The sequence below is a fragment of the Pseudomonas sp. IT-P260 genome (assembly GCF_949768395.1).
Lineage (GTDB): Bacteria > Pseudomonadota > Gammaproteobacteria > Pseudomonadales > Pseudomonadaceae > Aquipseudomonas > Aquipseudomonas parakoreensis.
The window spans coordinates 414,856-429,364 of sequence record NZ_CATKPO010000022.1; the positions used below are offsets into that span (position 1 = coordinate 414,856).

Consider the following 14,509-nt stretch of genomic DNA (forward strand, 5'->3'; position numbering starts at 1 on the left):
CTCGCGATTACGGTCTGTCAGTAACATTGATGTCACTGACAAACCGCTTTCGCGAGCAGGCTCGCTCCCACAGGGGTATAGCTAAACCGCTTATTGAACGGTCGGCGTCTCGCCCGCAGCCTGCATGCGCTGCAGCTCTTGCGCGTACAGGGCGTCGAAGTTCACCGGCGCCAGCATCAGGGCCGGGAACGAACCGCGGGTCACCAGGCTGTCCAGGGTTTCGCGAGCATACGGGAACAGGATGTTCGGGCAGAACGCACCCAGGGTGTGGCTCATCGAAGCCGCGTCCAGGTTCTTGATCAGGAAGATACCGGCCTGCTGCACTTCAGCGATGAAGGCCACTTCGTCGCCGTTTTTCACGGTCACGGACAGGGTCAGCACGACTTCGTAGAAATCGCCTTCCAGTTCTTTCTGACGGGTATTGAGGTCCAGACCGACGGTCGGGTCCCACTGCTGGCGGAAGATCGCCGGGCTTTTCGGGGCTTCGAAGGACAGATCGCGTACGTAGATGCGCTGCAAGGAGAATTGCGGTGCGGTTTCTTCTTCGCTGGCTGCAGTGTTCTGTTGGTCAGTCATCTCAGATCCTTTCTGATCTTGGGTCTTTTAGGGATTGCTGTACGTGGGTGCAGCCGTTCAGGCCTTGAGCAGCGCGTCGAGCTTGCCGGCGCGCTCCAGGGCATACAAATCATCACAACCGCCGATGTGCTTGTCGCCGATCCAGATCTGCGGCACGGAGGTGCGTCCGGCCTTCTGGCTCATGGCAGCACGAATCTGCGGCTTGCCATCGACCTTGATCTCTTCGAAGGCCACACCTTTGTTCGCGAGCAATTGCTTGGCTCGCATGCAATAAGGGCAGTAATCGCTGGAGTAGACGATGACTTCGCTCATATCACTTCACCAACGGCAGGTTGTCGCCTTTCCAGCTGGAGATCCCGCCGGACAGCTTGGCGGCGGTGAAGCCGGATTTCATCAGCTCGCGAGCGTGGGTACCAGCGGTCTGGCCCAGGGCGTCCACCAGAATGATGGTCTTGGCCTTGTGCTTTTCCAGCTCACCGGCACGCGAAGCCAGCTTGTCTTGAGGAATGTTGATCGCGCCAACGATATGACCGGCGGCGTAATCTTTCGCCGGACGGATGTCCACCACTACGCCTGCGTCCTTGTTGACCAATGCGGTCAGCTCGCCAGTGCTCAGGCTTTTACCGCCGCCCTGCATCGTGTGCGCCAGCAGCAGAGCCAGCAGTACGACGAAGATACCGACAAGAATGTAGTGGTTAGTGGCAAATTCAATCAGGTGAGCAACCATCGAAGGAGGTTCCAGGGCGTTAAAATGTCGGCCAGTATACACAGCCACTATGGTGGGCCAAACCCCGTCCGGCGGTGACGCCGCAGGAACTTCGCTTTAAACTGCCACTCCCTTTTCCATCGCCCTCTTCTTTATTAGCCACGAGTGGATTCCATGACTACCACGCCTAAACCTTTGGTCCTGATGATTCTCGACGGCTTCGGTCACAGTGACAGCCACGAATCCAATGCCGTGTATGCGGCGAAGAAGCCAGTGCTCGATCGCCTGTGGGCCACGGTGCCGAACGGCCTGATCTCGGGCAGCGGCATGGACGTCGGTCTGCCGGACGGCCAGATGGGCAACTCCGAAGTCGGCCACATGAACCTCGGCGCCGGGCGCGTGGTGTATCAGGACTTCACGCGCGTGACCAAAGCGATCCGCGACGGCGAGTTTTTCGAGAACCCGACCATCTGCGCCGCTGTCGATAAAGCCGTGGCCGCCGGCAAAGCCGTGCATTTCATGGGCCTGCTGTCCGATGGTGGCGTGCACAGCCACCAGGATCACTTGATCGCCATGGCCGAATTGGCGTTCAAGCGCGGCGCCGAAAAAATCTACCTGCACGCCTTTCTTGATGGCCGTGACACGCCGCCAAAGAGCGCCGCTTCGTCGATCGAACTGCTCGATGCGACGTTCCAGGCGCTCGGCAAGGGCCGCATCGCCAGCCTCATCGGTCGCTATTACGCGATGGACCGTGACAACCGTTGGGACCGTGTATCACAGGCCTACAACCTGATCGTCGACGGCAACGCCGAATTCAACGCCGCTAGCGCTCAGGAAGGCCTCGACGCTGCCTACGCCCGTGGCGAGAGCGACGAATTCGTCAAAGCCACCACCATCGGCGAGCCGGTCAAGGTCGAAGACGGCGACGCCGTGGTGTTCATGAACTTCCGCGCCGACCGTGCCCGCGAGCTGAGCCGCGTGTTCGTCGAAGACGATTTCAAGGAATTCGAGCGCGCGCGCCAGCCAAAAGTGCAGTACGTCGGCTTGACCCAATACGCGGCCAGCATCCCGGCCCCGGCCGCCTTCGCTCCGGGCAGCCTGGAAAATGTACTTGGCGACTACCTGGCAAAAAACGGCAAGACCCAGCTGCGCATCGCCGAAACCGAAAAATACGCACACGTCACTTTCTTCTTTTCCGGTGGCCGTGAAGAACCGTTCCCGGGCGAAGAGCGCATTCTGATCCCGTCGCCGAAAGTCGCCACCTACGACCTGCAGCCGGAAATGAGTGCACCGGAAGTGACTGACCGAATCGTCGACGCCATCGAACACCAGCGTTACGACGTGATCGTGGTCAACTACGCCAATGGCGACATGGTCGGCCACAGCGGCGTGTTCGACGCAGCAGTGAAAGCCGTGGAGTGCCTGGACACCTGCGTCGGGCGCATCGTCGAGGCGCTGGAAAAAGTCGGCGGCGAAGCGCTGATCACCGCTGACCACGGCAACGTCGAAAAAATGGCCGATGAAGAAACCCACCAGGCGCACACCGCGCACACCACCGAGCCGGTGCCGTTCATTTATGTCGGCAAGCGTGACCTCAAGGTCCGTGACGGCGGCGTACTGGCGGACGTGGCTCCGACCATGCTGATGCTGCTGGGCCTGGAAAAACCGGCGGAGATGACGGGTACATCGATTCTGGTGTAATTCACCAGATCAAACACCGCCAAACCCTGTGGGAGCTGGCTTGCCAGCGATAGCAATCTGACAGCCAACAGCTATGTTGAAGGTGCAGACGCCATCGCTGGCAAGCCAGCTCCCACAGTGGTTTATGGGGTTTTCGAAATGGAAATGGGCCTCTGCGCCGCTCCAGTTATCACACAAGCCCAATTGGGCGTTTTTTTTGCAGCCCCGGGCGGGCATACTAGGCCGTCCATTACCCTGGTGCCGCCCGCCTCTATGCTCCGCGTCCTGATCGCCCTCGCTCTGACCTGCCTGCTCCAACCGGCCTTCGCTGACGAGCGCGCGCAAACCCAACAGCAGTTGGATGCCACGCGTCAGGACATTGCCGAGCTGAAAAAGCTGCTGGGCAAGCTGCAGGAAGAAAAATCCGGTGTGCAGAAAGAGCTGAAGGGCACTGAAACCGAGATGGGCAAGCTCGAGAAGCAGGTCGATGCCCTGCAGAAAGAGCTGAAGAAGAGCGAATCCGAGCTGCAGCGACTCGATGCGGAGAAAAAAAAACTCCAGAGCGCCCGCACTGAACAGCAGCGACTGATCGCCATCCAGGCCCGCGCGGCCTATCAGAACGGCCGTCAGGAATACCTCAAGCTGCTGCTCAACCAGCAGAATCCCGAGAAATTCGCCCGCACCCTCACCTATTACGATTACCTGAGCCAGGCCCGCCTGGAGCAGTTGAAGAACTTCAACGAAACCCTGCGCCAACTGGCCAATGTCGAAAAAGACATCGCCACGCAGCAGGCGCAATTGCTGGTGCAGAAAAGCAGCCTCGACAGCCAGCGCGACGAGCTGGAAAAAGTCCGCAAGGAGCGCCAGCAAGTCCTCGCCAAACTCAACGATGACGTGAAAGCCCGCGACCAGAAACTGGCCGCCCGCGAGCAGGATCAGGCAGACCTGTCTAAAGTCCTTAAAACCATTGAAGAAACCCTGGCCCGTCAGGCCCGTGAGGCAGAAGAAGCGCGGCAGAAAGCGCTGATCGCCCAGCAGGAAGCGGAAAAAAAGCGTTTGCGTGAGGCGCAGGCTGACACCAGCGACGCCCCACGAAAACCAGTCAAGTCAACGCCAGGCGCGCTGGTATCCAGCAGCGGCGAGACCTTCGGTGGCCCTTTTGCTGCAACCCGGGGAAAACTTCCGTGGCCGGTTGATGGTCGATTGCTGGCACGCTTCGGCGAAAGCCGTGGCGACGATGCCCGCACCAAGTGGGATGGCGTGATGATCAGCGCCGCTGCCGGCAGCCAAGTGCATGCCGTGCACGGCGGGCGCGTGGTGTTCGCCGACTGGTTGCGTGGCGCCGGGCTGCTGGTGATCCTTGATCACGGCAATGGTTATCTGAGTCTTTACGGTCACAACCAGACACTGCTCAAGTCGGCCGGTGACGTGGTAAAAGCCGGTGAGTCGATCTCCACTGTGGGTAACAGTGGCGGTCAGGACACACCAGCGCTGTATTTCGCAATTCGTCAGCAGGGTCACCCGAGTGATCCGGCGCAATGGTGTCACGCGCAAGGATAAGCGCGTCGCCTAATTCAGGAGTTCGTTCGACATGCTGCATTTGTCCCGCCTTACCTCGCTGGCCCTGACGATCGCTCTGGTGATCGGCGCGCCTCTGGCGTTCGCCGCTCAACCGGCCCCGGCCGTCGCTCCGGCAGGCACTGCCGCGACCGCCAAAGCACCGTTGCCGCTGGAAGAGTTGCGCACCTTTGCCGAGGTGATGGACCGGATCAAGGCCGCCTATGTCGAGCCGGTGGACGACAAGACCCTGCTGGAAAACGCGATCAAGGGCATGCTCAGCAACCTCGATCCGCACTCCGCCTATCTCGGCCCTGAAGACTTCACCGAATTGCAGGAAAGCACCAGCGGCGAATTCGGCGGCCTGGGCATCGAAGTCGGCTCCGAAGACGGTTTCATCAAGGTCGTCTCGCCGATCGACGACACCCCGGCGTCGAAGGCCGGCATTCAGGCCGGGGACTTCATCGTCAAGATCAACGGCCAGCCGACCCGTGGCCAGACCATGACCGAAGCCGTGGACAAAATGCGCGGCAAGATCGGCCAGAAAATCACCCTGACCCTGGTGCGCGATGGCGGTACGCCGTTCGACGTGACTCTGGCCCGCGCCGTGATTCAAGTGAAGAGCGTCAAGGCGCAACTGCTGGAATCGGGCTACGGCTACATCCGCATCACCCAGTTCCAAGTCAAGACCGGCGAAGAGGTCTCCAAGGCCCTGGCCAAGTTGCGCAAGGATAACGGCAAGAAGCTCAACGGCATCATCCTCGACCTGCGCAACAACCCGGGCGGCGTGTTGCAGGCCGCCGTGGAAGTGGTCGACCACTTCATCAAGAAAGGCCTGATCGTTTACACCAAAGGCCGGATCGCCAACTCCGAACTGCGCTTCTCTGCCACCGGCAAGGATGAAAGCGAAGCGGTACCAATGGTCGTGTTGATCAACGGTGGCAGCGCTTCGGCTTCGGAAATTGTCGCCGGCGCCCTGCAGGACCAGAAACGCGCCGTGGTCATGGGCACCACCAGTTTCGGCAAAGGCTCGGTGCAAACCGTGCTGCCACTGAACAACGATCGCGCACTGAAGATCACCACGGCGCTGTACTTCACGCCGAACGGTCGCTCGATCCAGGCCCAGGGCATCGTCCCGGACATCGAAGTGCGCAAGGCCAAGATCACCAACGAAGCCGACGGCGACTACTTCAAGGAAGCCGACCTGCAAGGTCACCTGGGCAACGGCAACGGCGGCGCGGACAAGCCGACCGGTTCCGGCGCCAAGGCCAAGGCCATGCCGCAGGATGACGATTACCAGTTGGCCCAGGCGCTGAGCCTGCTCAAAGGGCTGAGCATCACGTCCGGCCGTTGAGGATGTCGTTGCGTTTCTTCTTCGTCCTGCTGTGCTGTCTGGCGGGTGCTGCTCACGCAGAACCTGCCAGAACCACCCCGCCAAAAGCCTACCTGACGCTGATCATCGACGACCTGGGGCAGAACCTGCCCCGGGATCGCCGCGTGCTGGCCCTGCCCGGCCCGGTGACCACAGCGATCATGCCCGACACTCCGCACGCTACCGAATTCGCCCGCGAAGCCCATCGCGCCGGCAAGATCGTGATTCTGCACATGCCGATGGACCCGGCCACCGGACCGTACGCCTGGCATCCCGAACTGCCGCTCGAGGAACTGCAAAAGCGCCTCGACGCCGCCTTCAAAATGGTCCCCTACACCGCGGGCATCAACAACCACATGGGCAGTCGCATGACCGCCCAGCCGGTGGCAATGGCGTGGCTGATGGGTGAGTTGCAGCGCCGGCACAAATTCTTCGTCGACAGCCGCACCAGCGCCCAGACCGTCGCAGCGCAGCAGGCGCAGAAGATCGATCTGGCGAGTGTCTCGCGGGATGTGTTCCTCGATGACGAGCGCACCGAAGCCGCCATCTTCACCCAACTGCAGACCGCCATCAGCCTGGCGCGCAAGCAGGGGTCAGCGGTGATGATCGGTCACCCGTATCCGCAGACCCTGGCAGTCCTGGAACGTGAATTGCCGAAGCTCAAGGCACAAGGCATCGAGTGGATCGACATCAAGCAGATGATCAGCGTGCGCAGCAATCGCGCCACCGCCGCCCATGGCAAGGACGGCGTCTACCGTTGAACAGCCTCGCCCGCTATACATAATTACCGCCAAACGGCCCCCCCATTGGCCGGATAGTAAGCCTGCAACTGTGACGACTCTTCCCGAGTCGTCTTTCACTATCAGGGCTGATTATGAATACCGAAGACAAGGACGCAGGCGTCCCGCAACAGGCAAAACCGATCACGCTGGACAATCTGCTGATCAACTTCACGACTGATTTCCAGCGAATCTGGGACAGCAGCGGATCGAAAGCGGCACCCGGGAGCTTTTGGCGCCCGACGCCCTCTCCCGAGATGCTGCCGGGCTACTTTCCTTTAGGCGATGTCGTGGTGGGCAGCCACGACAACATCAACGCAAAACACGTCGTGGCCGTTGTCAGCGAGCGCGAGACCGACCCGACAAAAGCCAAAGCCCTCAGCGCGCCCCTCGACTTTGAACAAGTCTGGAAAGATACCGGCTCGGGCGCCAAAACCAACTGCACGGTCTGGCGACCGCTGCCCCCGGCCGGCTACGTTGCCTTGGGCCAGGTTTGCTCCAGCGGCGACGACAAGCCACTGCTCAGTAGCGTGCGCTGCGTCCGGGCCGACCTGGTGATCGCTTCAACGGTCGGCAATATGCTCTGGAGCGACAAGGGCAGCGGTGCACGGCAGAGTTTCAGTGCATGGAGCGTCACGCCGCCCAGCGCACCGCTGGGAGACATTCACTTCGCGCCGGGCACCTTCATTGCGGCAGACAGCTTCAACCGACCACAGGCCGATGTCAGTGTCTTTGCCCTGCGGATGCAGATCGCGCCGCTGATCAAATCATCGCCAGTGTTGCCGACGCTCCACGCAGCGGACGCTCCGCAAACCAACGGAGCGGCCACCCTCGCTCAAGTGGTGGAACTTCCGTGGTTCGTGGTCAAGGATGACCTGTCACCGCTCGAACAATTACGCACCACGCCCTTTTATCGCCTGGAAAGAACCGACCAGTATTATCTGGTCGGGAGCGGACACAACACGGGCGACAAGGCGCGGGCATTCAAGTGGACTGCGCAACGGCTGCAGAATCCGAAGGTGCTGCGCCTGTTCACCCAGGTTACCGCCATCAGTTTTGTGAGCGCCTGGGCAACGAAGGGCGACGTCCATCCGTCACTGCCATTCTCGGCGAGACTCGACAGCCAGTTCACGCACTGCGAAACCTCAACCAGCGGCTGGCTGACACCGTTCGTCAGCCACGTCCTCGCCATGGCCGGCAAAGGCAAATTTGTCGCGGCCTATCAGCAGGAAAGCTTCTACGAGTTGCTCCGTGCAGACGGCTCGCAAGCCGGCATCAACCTCGGCTACACCCAGTACGAGAGCCTGGAACTGCTGCAGTATCCGCCGCACGAATGCATCCATGAAGCCGCGGACAAGGCGTTGCCGACAGCTACAGATAGCGCCCCATGATTTCGTCGACCACACCGTCCTTGCGCATCTGATCCAGCGCCGCCTGCAGCCTGGCGACCGTTGCATCCGACACGTCCTTGTTCAGCGCCAGGTACAACTCGGCGCTGTTGAAGCGCAATACGGTCTTGAGTCCGGTCACCCCGTCCTGCCGCGCCAGATAACGTCCGGCAGGATCACCGGTGGCCCACAGGTCGATCTGGCCGTTGACCAGTTTTTTCGCGTTGTCCTGATCGCGCAACACCACCATTGGCTTCAAGCCCTGCTTGGCCAGGGTCTCGGCAATTGCGTCGCCCTTGTAGGCACCGATCTTGTATTTGCGCGCATCGTTGAGGGTTTCGAGGGTGATCTTGCTGTCGGCCCGGGCCAACATGATCCAGTCGTCCGGACCGATCGGGCCGACCCATTTGAACAGGTTTTCGCGATCCGGCAGGCGCGCCATCACGAAAGCACCGTAACCGGGATTTTCCAGTGCCAGTTTGTAGACCCGCTCCCAGGGAAAGCGCAGCGTCAGGCTGTAGGTGAGCCCGGCGCGCTTGAACATTTCACGCACGATGTCGGCGGCAATGCCGTTGATGTTCTCGCCCTTGGCGAAATTCTTGCCGTCTTTCGCCATGTTGTAGGGCGGAAAGTTTTCGGTAAGGAGCACCAGATCGGTGTCGGGACTGTTTTCGGCCCGCGCCGTGTTGAGCAACAACACAGAAGCACTGGCGAGAACAAGAAGCAGGCGTTTGATCATGTCGGGCTACCGGAATCCATGGCGTGCCCAAGAGTGCCTTGGGTACGCCATGCTGTCCACTGGCCTGTACGGTTTAGCGCATCACAATGCCGCGTTTGGCCATGTACGCTTTCGCTTCCTGCACGGTGTATTCGCCGAAGTGGAAAATACTCGCCGCCAGCACCGCGCTGGCGTGGCCTTCGAGGATGCCGTCGGCCAGATGCTGCAGGTTGCCGACGCCGCCGGAAGCGATCACCGGAATGCCCAGCGCATCGCTGATCGCGCGAGTCACGCCAAGGTCGAAGCCGTTTTTCATGCCGTCCTGATCCATGCTGGTCAGCAGGATCTCACCGGCACCCAGGCCTTCCATCTTCTTCGCCCACTCGACTGCATCGAGACCGGTCGGTTTGCGCCCGCCGTGGGTGAAGATTTCCCAGCGTGGGGTTTCACCCGGGCCGGAGACCTTCTTCGCGTCGATAGCGACGACGATGCATTGCGAGCCGAAATGCTGCGCCGCTTCACCGACGAATTCCGGGTTGAACACCGCCGCGGTATTGATCGAGACCTTGTCCGCACCGGCGTTGAGCAGATTGCGGATGTCCTGCACGGTGCGCACGCCGCCGCCGACGGTCAGCGGAATGAACACCTGGCTGGCCATGCGCTCGACGGTATGCAGCGTGGTGTCGCGGCCATCGACGCTGGCGGTGATGTCGAGAAAGGTAATCTCGTCGGCACCCTGCTCGTCATAACGACGGGCGATTTCCACCGGATCGCCGGCATCGCGGATGTTCTCGAACTTCACACCTTTGACGACCCGGCCGTTGTCCACGTCCAGGCAAGGGATGATGCGTTTGGCCAGCGCCATGGTCAGTCCTCAGCCTTGGTACGAATCGCAGAAAGCTTGCGCTTCGGCGACGTCGAGGGTGCCTTCGTAGATCGCCCGGCCAGTGATTGCGCCAATGATGCCCGGCGCCTTGGCGTCGAGCAGCGACTTGATGTCACCCAGATTGTGGATACCGCCGGAGGCAATTACCGGGATCTTCGTCGCTGCCGCCAGCGCAGCGGTGAACGGTACGTTGCAGCCCTGCATCATGCCGTCTTTGGCGATGTCGGTATAAACAATCGACGAGACGCCGTCGGCTTCAAACTGCTTGGCCAGGTCGATGACCTGCACGGTGCTGATTTCCGCCCAGCCGTCGGTGGCGACGAAACCGTCTTTGGCATCCAGACCGACGATGATCTTGCCCGGGAACGCACGGCAGGCTTCAGCGACGAACGCCGGATCCTTCACCGCTTTGGTGCCGATGATCACATAGCTCACGCCCGCCTTGACGTAGTGCTCGATGGTTTCCAGCGAGCGAATGCCGCCGCCGATCTGGATCGGCAGGTTCGGGTAGCGTTTGGCAATCGCGGTCACCACTTCGCCGTTGACCGGCTGGCCTTCGAACGCGCCGTTCAGATCGACCAGATGCAGACGACGGCAACCGCCCTCCACCCACTTGGCAGCCATGCTCACCGGGTCATCGGAGAACACTGTGGAATCTTCCATGCGGCCCTGGCGCAGACGTACGCAGGCACCGTCTTTAAGATCGATAGCGGGAATAATCAGCATCTGGCAAACCTTCAAATTTGAATGTTCAGCTTGGCTCGGAAATCAGTTTTTCTCGAGCGCCCACAGGTCGCTTTCGATGCTTTCAAACCGCTCTTTGAGGTGGGTCTGCACATCGAAAATCGCCCTGTTGTAATAGTGCGGAGCAATTTCGCGGGTAAACAGCTCAAGGATTTCCGCCGCTTCGAACGAACCCAGGTCGAGTTCGAACCGATCCTCCATGAACCGCTGAATCTTGCGATTGGCCTCGCTCTCCTGTTCGGGAGTGAGGGTCAGGATCGGCGGCCTGGATTTCCTGGCAGCCATTTACCAGCGACCGTCCCACGCGGCGAAGTTCTGCAGCAATTGCAGGCCATGGGTATGGCTCTTCTCCGGGTGGAACTGCACGGCGAAACGCGAGCCATCGGCCAGCGCGGCAGCGAAATCGAGCCCGTAATGACCGCTACCGACTACCTGCCGCGCGTTGGCGGCGGCGATGTAGTAGCTGTGCACGAAGTAGAAACGCGCCATGTCCGGAATGTCGTGCCACAGCGGGTGGCTGACCTTCTGCTGCACCTCGTTCCAGCCCATGTGCGGGACTTTCAGATGCTCGCCGTCTTCATGCAGGTCTTTGCCGAAGAACTTCACCGCGCCCGGGAACAGGCCGATGCAGTCGACGCCGTCGTTCTCTTCGCTGCTGTCGAGCAGGGCTTGCATGCCGACGCAGATGCCGAGGAACGGACGATCCTGGCTGACTTCACGTACCAGCGAATCGAAACCGAGGCGACGGATCTCCGCCATGCAGTCGCGAATCGCGCCAACGCCCGGGAATACCACGCGGTCCGCTTCACGGATCACGTCCGCATCGCTGGTGATCAGCACCTTGCCGGCGCCCACGTGCTCGAGGGCCTTGGCCACCGAGTGCAGATTGCCCATGCCGTAGTCGATAACTGCAACCGTCTGCATTACAGAACGCCTTTGGTCGATGGCATTTGCCCGGCCATGCGCTCATCCAGCTCGACGGCCATGCGCAGCGCGCGGCCGAATGCCTTGAACACGGTTTCGATCTGGTGGTGGGTGTTGGTGCCGCGCAGGTTGTCGATGTGCAGGCTGACCAGTGCGTGGTTGACGAAGCCCTGGAAGAATTCCTGGAACAGGTCGACGTCGAAGCCGCCCACGGTGGCGCGGGTGTACGGCACGTGCATCTGCAGGCCCGGGCGGCCGGAGAAGTCGATCACCACGCGCGACAGCGCTTCATCGAGCGGCACGTAGGCGTGGCCGTAGCGACGGATGCCTTTCTTGTCGCCGATGGCTTTGGCGAAGGCCTGGCCGAGGGTGATACCGACGTCTTCCACGGTATGGTGGTCGTCGATATGCAGATCGCCCTTGCATTCAATATCCAGGTCGATCAACCCGTGACGGGCGATCTGATCCAGCATGTGCTCAAGAAAAGGAACACCGATATCGAATCGGGCCTTTCCGGTGCCATCAAGGTTGATCGAGGCTTTGATCTGGGTTTCCAGAGTGTCGCGCTCGACAGACGCCTTACGTTCGGCCATCACCAGCTCCGCAAAATCATTGGGCGAAAAAGGCAGCCATTATAGGCACGCGGGGCCGAAACAGAAACACGCGACGTGATATGCCTGACGGACAGAAGCCCCGGCTGTCGCGGGTAGACATGTCCATACAAGCCATTACAGGCACCCCGAAAACAAATGTGGGAGCGAGCCTGCTCGCGAATGCGGTGAGTCAGCCAACACTTATGGCAACTGACAGTCCGTCTTCGCGAGCAGGCTCGCTCCCACAGGGGTACTGCGTTTTACCCATTACTTAGTGAAACAGTACCGCCGTCTTCTGCAGGGTCACCCACACACCCCACGCCAACGGAATGCCCACCACCAGCCACGCGGCGATTGCCAGCGGCTTGCTGCCCGGCGCGGCTTTCCACTCCAGCACAGTACTTGCATCAGCACCTTTGTCGTGGCCCAGCGCCTGTTCGGCGGCGAGTTCGGCGTCGGTCATGAAGTACTTGTCAGCTACCGGACGCACCATCAGGTTGCACAGGAAGCCCAGCACCAGCAGACCGGCGAGGATGTACAGGGTGATGTCGTAAGCCGCCGCGCGTTCAACGCCGATGCTCAACTGATACTCACGCAGGTAGTTCACCAACACCGGACCGAGCACGCCAGCCGCAGCCCAGGCAGTCAGCAGGCGACCGTGGATCGCGCCGACCATTTGCGTACCGAACAGGTCGGCCAGATACGCCGGAACGGTCGCAAAACCACCGCCGTACATCGACAGGATGATGCAGAACGCCGCCACGAACAGTGCAACGTTGCCCAGATGGCCCATGTTCGGGATCAACGCGTACAGGGCAAAACCGAGGGCGAAGAACACGAAGTAAGTGTTTTTGCGACCCAGGTAGTCCGAGAACGAGGCCCAGAAGAAACGGCCACCGATGTTGAACAGGCTCAGCAGACCGGTGAAGCCGGCGGCAATCGCGGCGATCGAAGCCAGTTGCCCGGCGTCCAGTTGACCAAACGGCACGTCAACGCCCAGCAGCTTGCCGCCGAACACTTCCTGCAGAAGTGGCGAAGCCATGCCGAGGATGCCGATACCGGCCGATACGTTCAGGCACAGCACCAGCCACACCAGACGGAACTGCGGGGTTTTCCACGCCACATTCACGTGGACGTGACGGTGAGTGATCATCGAGTTCGAGGCTTTTTTCGCCGGAGCGGTCCAGCCTTCAGGCTTCCACCCGGTTGGCGGCACGCGGTAGGCCAGCGCGCCACCGATCATGAACACGAAGTAGATCGCGGCCATGGCCACGAAGCTCTGCCAGACGCCGACTCCGGCAGGCGAAGCGAAGTGGCTCATCAGCGCAGTCGCCAACGGTGCACCGACCATCGCACCGCCGCCGAAACCCATGATCGCCATGCCGGTCGCCATGCCGCGCTTGTCCGGGAACCACTTGATCAGGGTCGATACCGGCGAGATATAGCCCAGGCCCAGACCGATACCGCCGATCACGCCGGAGCCGATCCACATCAGCCAGATCTGGTGGGTATAAATCCCCAGTGCCGAGATCAGCAGACCGCCGCACCAGCACAATGCCGACACAACGCCAGCCTTGCGAGGCCCGGCGTGTTCCAGCCAGCCACCCCAGATCGCGGCCGAGCAGCCGAGGAAGATGAAGAACAGGGTGTAGATCCAGCCGAGCATAGAGATCGGCCAGTCGCATTGCGAAGAGAAGATCTGAGCGATGAAGCTCATGTCCGGCGCGCAAGCCACTGGCGCGGTGATGCCCAGCGCCTTGGACAACGGCAACCAGAACACCGAGAAGCCATAGGCCATGCCGATGCACAGGTGAATGGCCAAAGCGGCCGGTGGAACCAGCCAACGATTGAAACCGGGCTTGGCGATAATGCGTTCCTTGGACAGGAACGCAGGCTGGTCGGCGCGAAGGCCGTCCGCCGTGATGCTCGTGCTCATTGTGTATCCCCCAATTATTAGTATGGTTCGCCAGCCACTGCTCACCCTCGGCCTTTATGCACGCAGGCATGACCGTTTTTTCGGGTGAAGCTCCTTGAAGGCGCGACGTTAAGTCGCAGAAGGACGGGCGAACCGGCGAAGGTTACCATTTGCGCGTGACAGAAAAACCAAACTGATATCACCTTTTTCACGTCATCTGATCTCGTCCCCCACAGGAAAAAGCCATGCCGATCGTTGTCCAAGCGCTGCACGATGCCAGTTACCAGGATCAACAGGATCTGCAGAAAATCTATCGTGACGCCCCGCAATGGCTGTTCGCACCGTATTCCGGGGACGCTCAACTGATCGAAAACAGCCTGGCTGACAGCTCTTTGATTGCAGGACGTTTCAACGATCGCCTGCTCGGTGCAGCACGCCTGACAAGGCACGACCGGGTTTGGTATTTGTCACATTTGTGTGTACGAAAAGTCACCCGGCGCCGTGGGGTGGCCGAGCGACTGGTGAACCAAGCGCAGAAAATGGCGTCGCAAGCGGGTGCACAACTGCACCTGCTGGCACCGGCCGGGCACCTTGAAATCCAGGCGCTGGCCATCAAATTGCAAGTGCCGCTGGACGTCCTTGCGACATGACTACGCCCCGAACCGGGCGGA

The 14,509-nt window shown here is 60.7% G+C and carries 16 protein-coding genes; 6 read left to right on the plus strand and 10 right to left on the minus strand.

Going from position 1 to position 14,509, the window contains the following annotated elements; translation table 11 throughout:
* Positions 1-90 precede the first annotated feature (90 nt).
* From secB to ACM6HV_RS12620, 3 genes are read right to left on the minus strand one after another with little or no spacing between them, the layout of a single operon-like run.
* Positions 91-576: a protein-export chaperone SecB gene (secB, locus tag ACM6HV_RS12610; protein ID WP_025110924.1), complete on the minus strand. Its 486-nt coding sequence runs from the start codon at positions 574-576 to the stop codon at positions 91-93.
* A 57-nt stretch (positions 577-633) separates the two neighbouring features.
* Positions 634-888, minus strand: coding sequence for a glutaredoxin 3 (gene grxC, locus ACM6HV_RS12615; RefSeq protein WP_041071421.1), 255 nt, complete (start codon positions 886-888; stop codon positions 634-636).
* Position 889: 1 nt separating this feature from the next.
* Complete coding sequence (locus ACM6HV_RS12620; protein ID WP_414904328.1) at positions 890-1,303, minus strand: rhodanese-like domain-containing protein; 414 nt, start codon at positions 1,301-1,303, stop codon at positions 890-892.
* Between the two features lie 153 nt (positions 1,304-1,456).
* On the opposite strand from ACM6HV_RS12620, the gene gpmI reads away from it, so the two are divergent.
* From gpmI to ACM6HV_RS12645, 5 genes are all read left to right on the plus strand, one after another.
* A complete protein-coding gene (gene gpmI / locus ACM6HV_RS12625) occupies positions 1,457-2,983 on the plus strand; it encodes a 2,3-bisphosphoglycerate-independent phosphoglycerate mutase (RefSeq protein WP_145595907.1) in 1,527 nt (508 codons plus the stop codon).
* A gap of 252 nt (positions 2,984-3,235) precedes the next feature.
* On the plus strand, positions 3,236-4,522 hold the full coding sequence (locus ACM6HV_RS12630; protein ID WP_041071412.1) for a murein hydrolase activator EnvC family protein: 1,287 nt from the start codon (positions 3,236-3,238) through the stop codon (positions 4,520-4,522).
* A gap of 31 nt (positions 4,523-4,553) precedes the next feature.
* Positions 4,554-5,873 carry a S41 family peptidase gene (locus ACM6HV_RS12635; protein ID WP_041071409.1) on the plus strand — a complete coding sequence of 440 codons (1,320 nt, stop codon included), beginning with the start codon at positions 4,554-4,556 and terminating at the stop codon, positions 5,871-5,873.
* Positions 5,874-5,875: 2 nt separating this feature from the next.
* A complete protein-coding gene (locus ACM6HV_RS12640) occupies positions 5,876-6,652 on the plus strand; it encodes a divergent polysaccharide deacetylase family protein (protein WP_041071406.1) in 777 nt (258 codons plus the stop codon).
* 113 nt (positions 6,653-6,765) lie between these two features.
* Positions 6,766-8,061 (plus strand): Vps62-related protein, encoded by a 1,296-nt coding sequence (locus ACM6HV_RS12645; RefSeq protein WP_414904329.1) that lies wholly within the window; start codon positions 6,766-6,768, stop codon positions 8,059-8,061.
* Here ACM6HV_RS12645 and ACM6HV_RS12650 read toward each other — a convergent pair.
* The 7 genes from ACM6HV_RS12650 to ACM6HV_RS12680 form a co-directional block, all read right to left on the minus strand.
* Positions 8,042-8,797 (minus strand): substrate-binding periplasmic protein, encoded by a 756-nt coding sequence (locus tag ACM6HV_RS12650; RefSeq protein WP_108181410.1) that lies wholly within the window; start codon positions 8,795-8,797, stop codon positions 8,042-8,044. The genes ACM6HV_RS12645 and ACM6HV_RS12650 overlap by 20 nt on opposite strands.
* 73 nt (positions 8,798-8,870) lie before the next feature.
* Entirely contained in the window at positions 8,871-9,641 is a 771-nt protein-coding gene (gene hisF, locus ACM6HV_RS12655) for an imidazole glycerol phosphate synthase subunit HisF (RefSeq protein WP_007909211.1), read from the minus strand.
* 9 nt (positions 9,642-9,650) lie between these two features.
* Positions 9,651-10,388 (minus strand): 1-(5-phosphoribosyl)-5-[(5-phosphoribosylamino)methylideneamino]imidazole-4-carboxamide isomerase, encoded by a 738-nt coding sequence (gene hisA, locus ACM6HV_RS12660; protein WP_095137961.1) that lies wholly within the window; start codon positions 10,386-10,388, stop codon positions 9,651-9,653.
* 42 nt (positions 10,389-10,430) lie between these two features.
* Complete coding sequence (locus tag ACM6HV_RS12665; RefSeq protein ID WP_145595897.1) at positions 10,431-10,691, minus strand: DUF2164 domain-containing protein; 261 nt, start codon at positions 10,689-10,691, stop codon at positions 10,431-10,433.
* Positions 10,692-11,330 (minus strand): imidazole glycerol phosphate synthase subunit HisH, encoded by a 639-nt coding sequence (gene hisH, locus ACM6HV_RS12670; RefSeq protein ID WP_145595894.1) that lies wholly within the window; start codon positions 11,328-11,330, stop codon positions 10,692-10,694.
* Complete coding sequence (hisB, locus tag ACM6HV_RS12675; protein ID WP_007909204.1) at positions 11,330-11,923, minus strand: imidazoleglycerol-phosphate dehydratase HisB; 594 nt, start codon at positions 11,921-11,923, stop codon at positions 11,330-11,332. Before hisB ends, hisH begins: the two co-directional genes overlap by 1 nt.
* Positions 11,924-12,194: 271 nt before the next feature.
* Complete coding sequence (locus ACM6HV_RS12680) at positions 12,195-13,859, minus strand: OFA family MFS transporter (protein WP_414904330.1); 1,665 nt, start codon at positions 13,857-13,859, stop codon at positions 12,195-12,197.
* A gap of 224 nt (positions 13,860-14,083) precedes the next feature.
* Between ACM6HV_RS12680 and ACM6HV_RS12685 the strand changes: the two genes are divergently transcribed.
* A complete protein-coding gene (locus ACM6HV_RS12685; protein ID WP_414904331.1) occupies positions 14,084-14,488 on the plus strand; it encodes an acetyl-CoA sensor PanZ family protein in 405 nt (134 codons plus the stop codon).
* Positions 14,489-14,509: the final 21 nt, after the last annotated feature.

What these genes read in the sequence shown, in the direction of transcription:
- ACM6HV_RS12620 (WP_414904328.1), bottom strand. Translation starts at nt 1,303, where the DNA reads ATGGTTGCTCACCTGATTGAATTTGCCACTAACCACTACATTCTTGTC.
- hisF (WP_007909211.1), bottom strand. Translation starts at nt 9,641, where the DNA reads ATGGCGCTGGCCAAACGCATCATCCCTTGCCTGGACGTGGACAACGGC.
- grxC (WP_041071421.1), bottom strand. Translation starts at nt 888, where the DNA reads ATGAGCGAAGTCATCGTCTACTCCAGCGATTACTGCCCTTATTGCATG.
- ACM6HV_RS12635 (WP_041071409.1), top strand. Translation starts at nt 4,554, where the DNA reads ATGCTGCATTTGTCCCGCCTTACCTCGCTGGCCCTGACGATCGCTCTG.
- gpmI (WP_145595907.1), top strand. Translation starts at nt 1,457, where the DNA reads ATGACTACCACGCCTAAACCTTTGGTCCTGATGATTCTCGACGGCTTC.
- ACM6HV_RS12650 (WP_108181410.1), bottom strand. Translation starts at nt 8,797, where the DNA reads ATGATCAAACGCCTGCTTCTTGTTCTCGCCAGTGCTTCTGTGTTGTTG.
- ACM6HV_RS12685 (WP_414904331.1), top strand. Translation starts at nt 14,084, where the DNA reads ATGCCGATCGTTGTCCAAGCGCTGCACGATGCCAGTTACCAGGATCAA.
- ACM6HV_RS12665 (WP_145595897.1), bottom strand. Translation starts at nt 10,691, where the DNA reads ATGGCTGCCAGGAAATCCAGGCCGCCGATCCTGACCCTCACTCCCGAA.
- ACM6HV_RS12680 (WP_414904330.1), bottom strand. Translation starts at nt 13,859, where the DNA reads ATGAGCACGAGCATCACGGCGGACGGCCTTCGCGCCGACCAGCCTGCG.
- ACM6HV_RS12630 (WP_041071412.1), top strand. Translation starts at nt 3,236, where the DNA reads ATGCTCCGCGTCCTGATCGCCCTCGCTCTGACCTGCCTGCTCCAACCG.
- hisH (WP_145595894.1), bottom strand. Translation starts at nt 11,330, where the DNA reads ATGCAGACGGTTGCAGTTATCGACTACGGCATGGGCAATCTGCACTCG.
- secB (WP_025110924.1), bottom strand. Translation starts at nt 576, where the DNA reads ATGACTGACCAACAGAACACTGCAGCCAGCGAAGAAGAAACCGCACCG.
- ACM6HV_RS12640 (WP_041071406.1), top strand. Translation starts at nt 5,876, where the DNA reads ATGTCGTTGCGTTTCTTCTTCGTCCTGCTGTGCTGTCTGGCGGGTGCT.
- ACM6HV_RS12645 (WP_414904329.1), top strand. Translation starts at nt 6,766, where the DNA reads ATGAATACCGAAGACAAGGACGCAGGCGTCCCGCAACAGGCAAAACCG.
- hisB (WP_007909204.1), bottom strand. Translation starts at nt 11,923, where the DNA reads ATGGCCGAACGTAAGGCGTCTGTCGAGCGCGACACTCTGGAAACCCAG.
- hisA (WP_095137961.1), bottom strand. Translation starts at nt 10,388, where the DNA reads ATGCTGATTATTCCCGCTATCGATCTTAAAGACGGTGCCTGCGTACGT.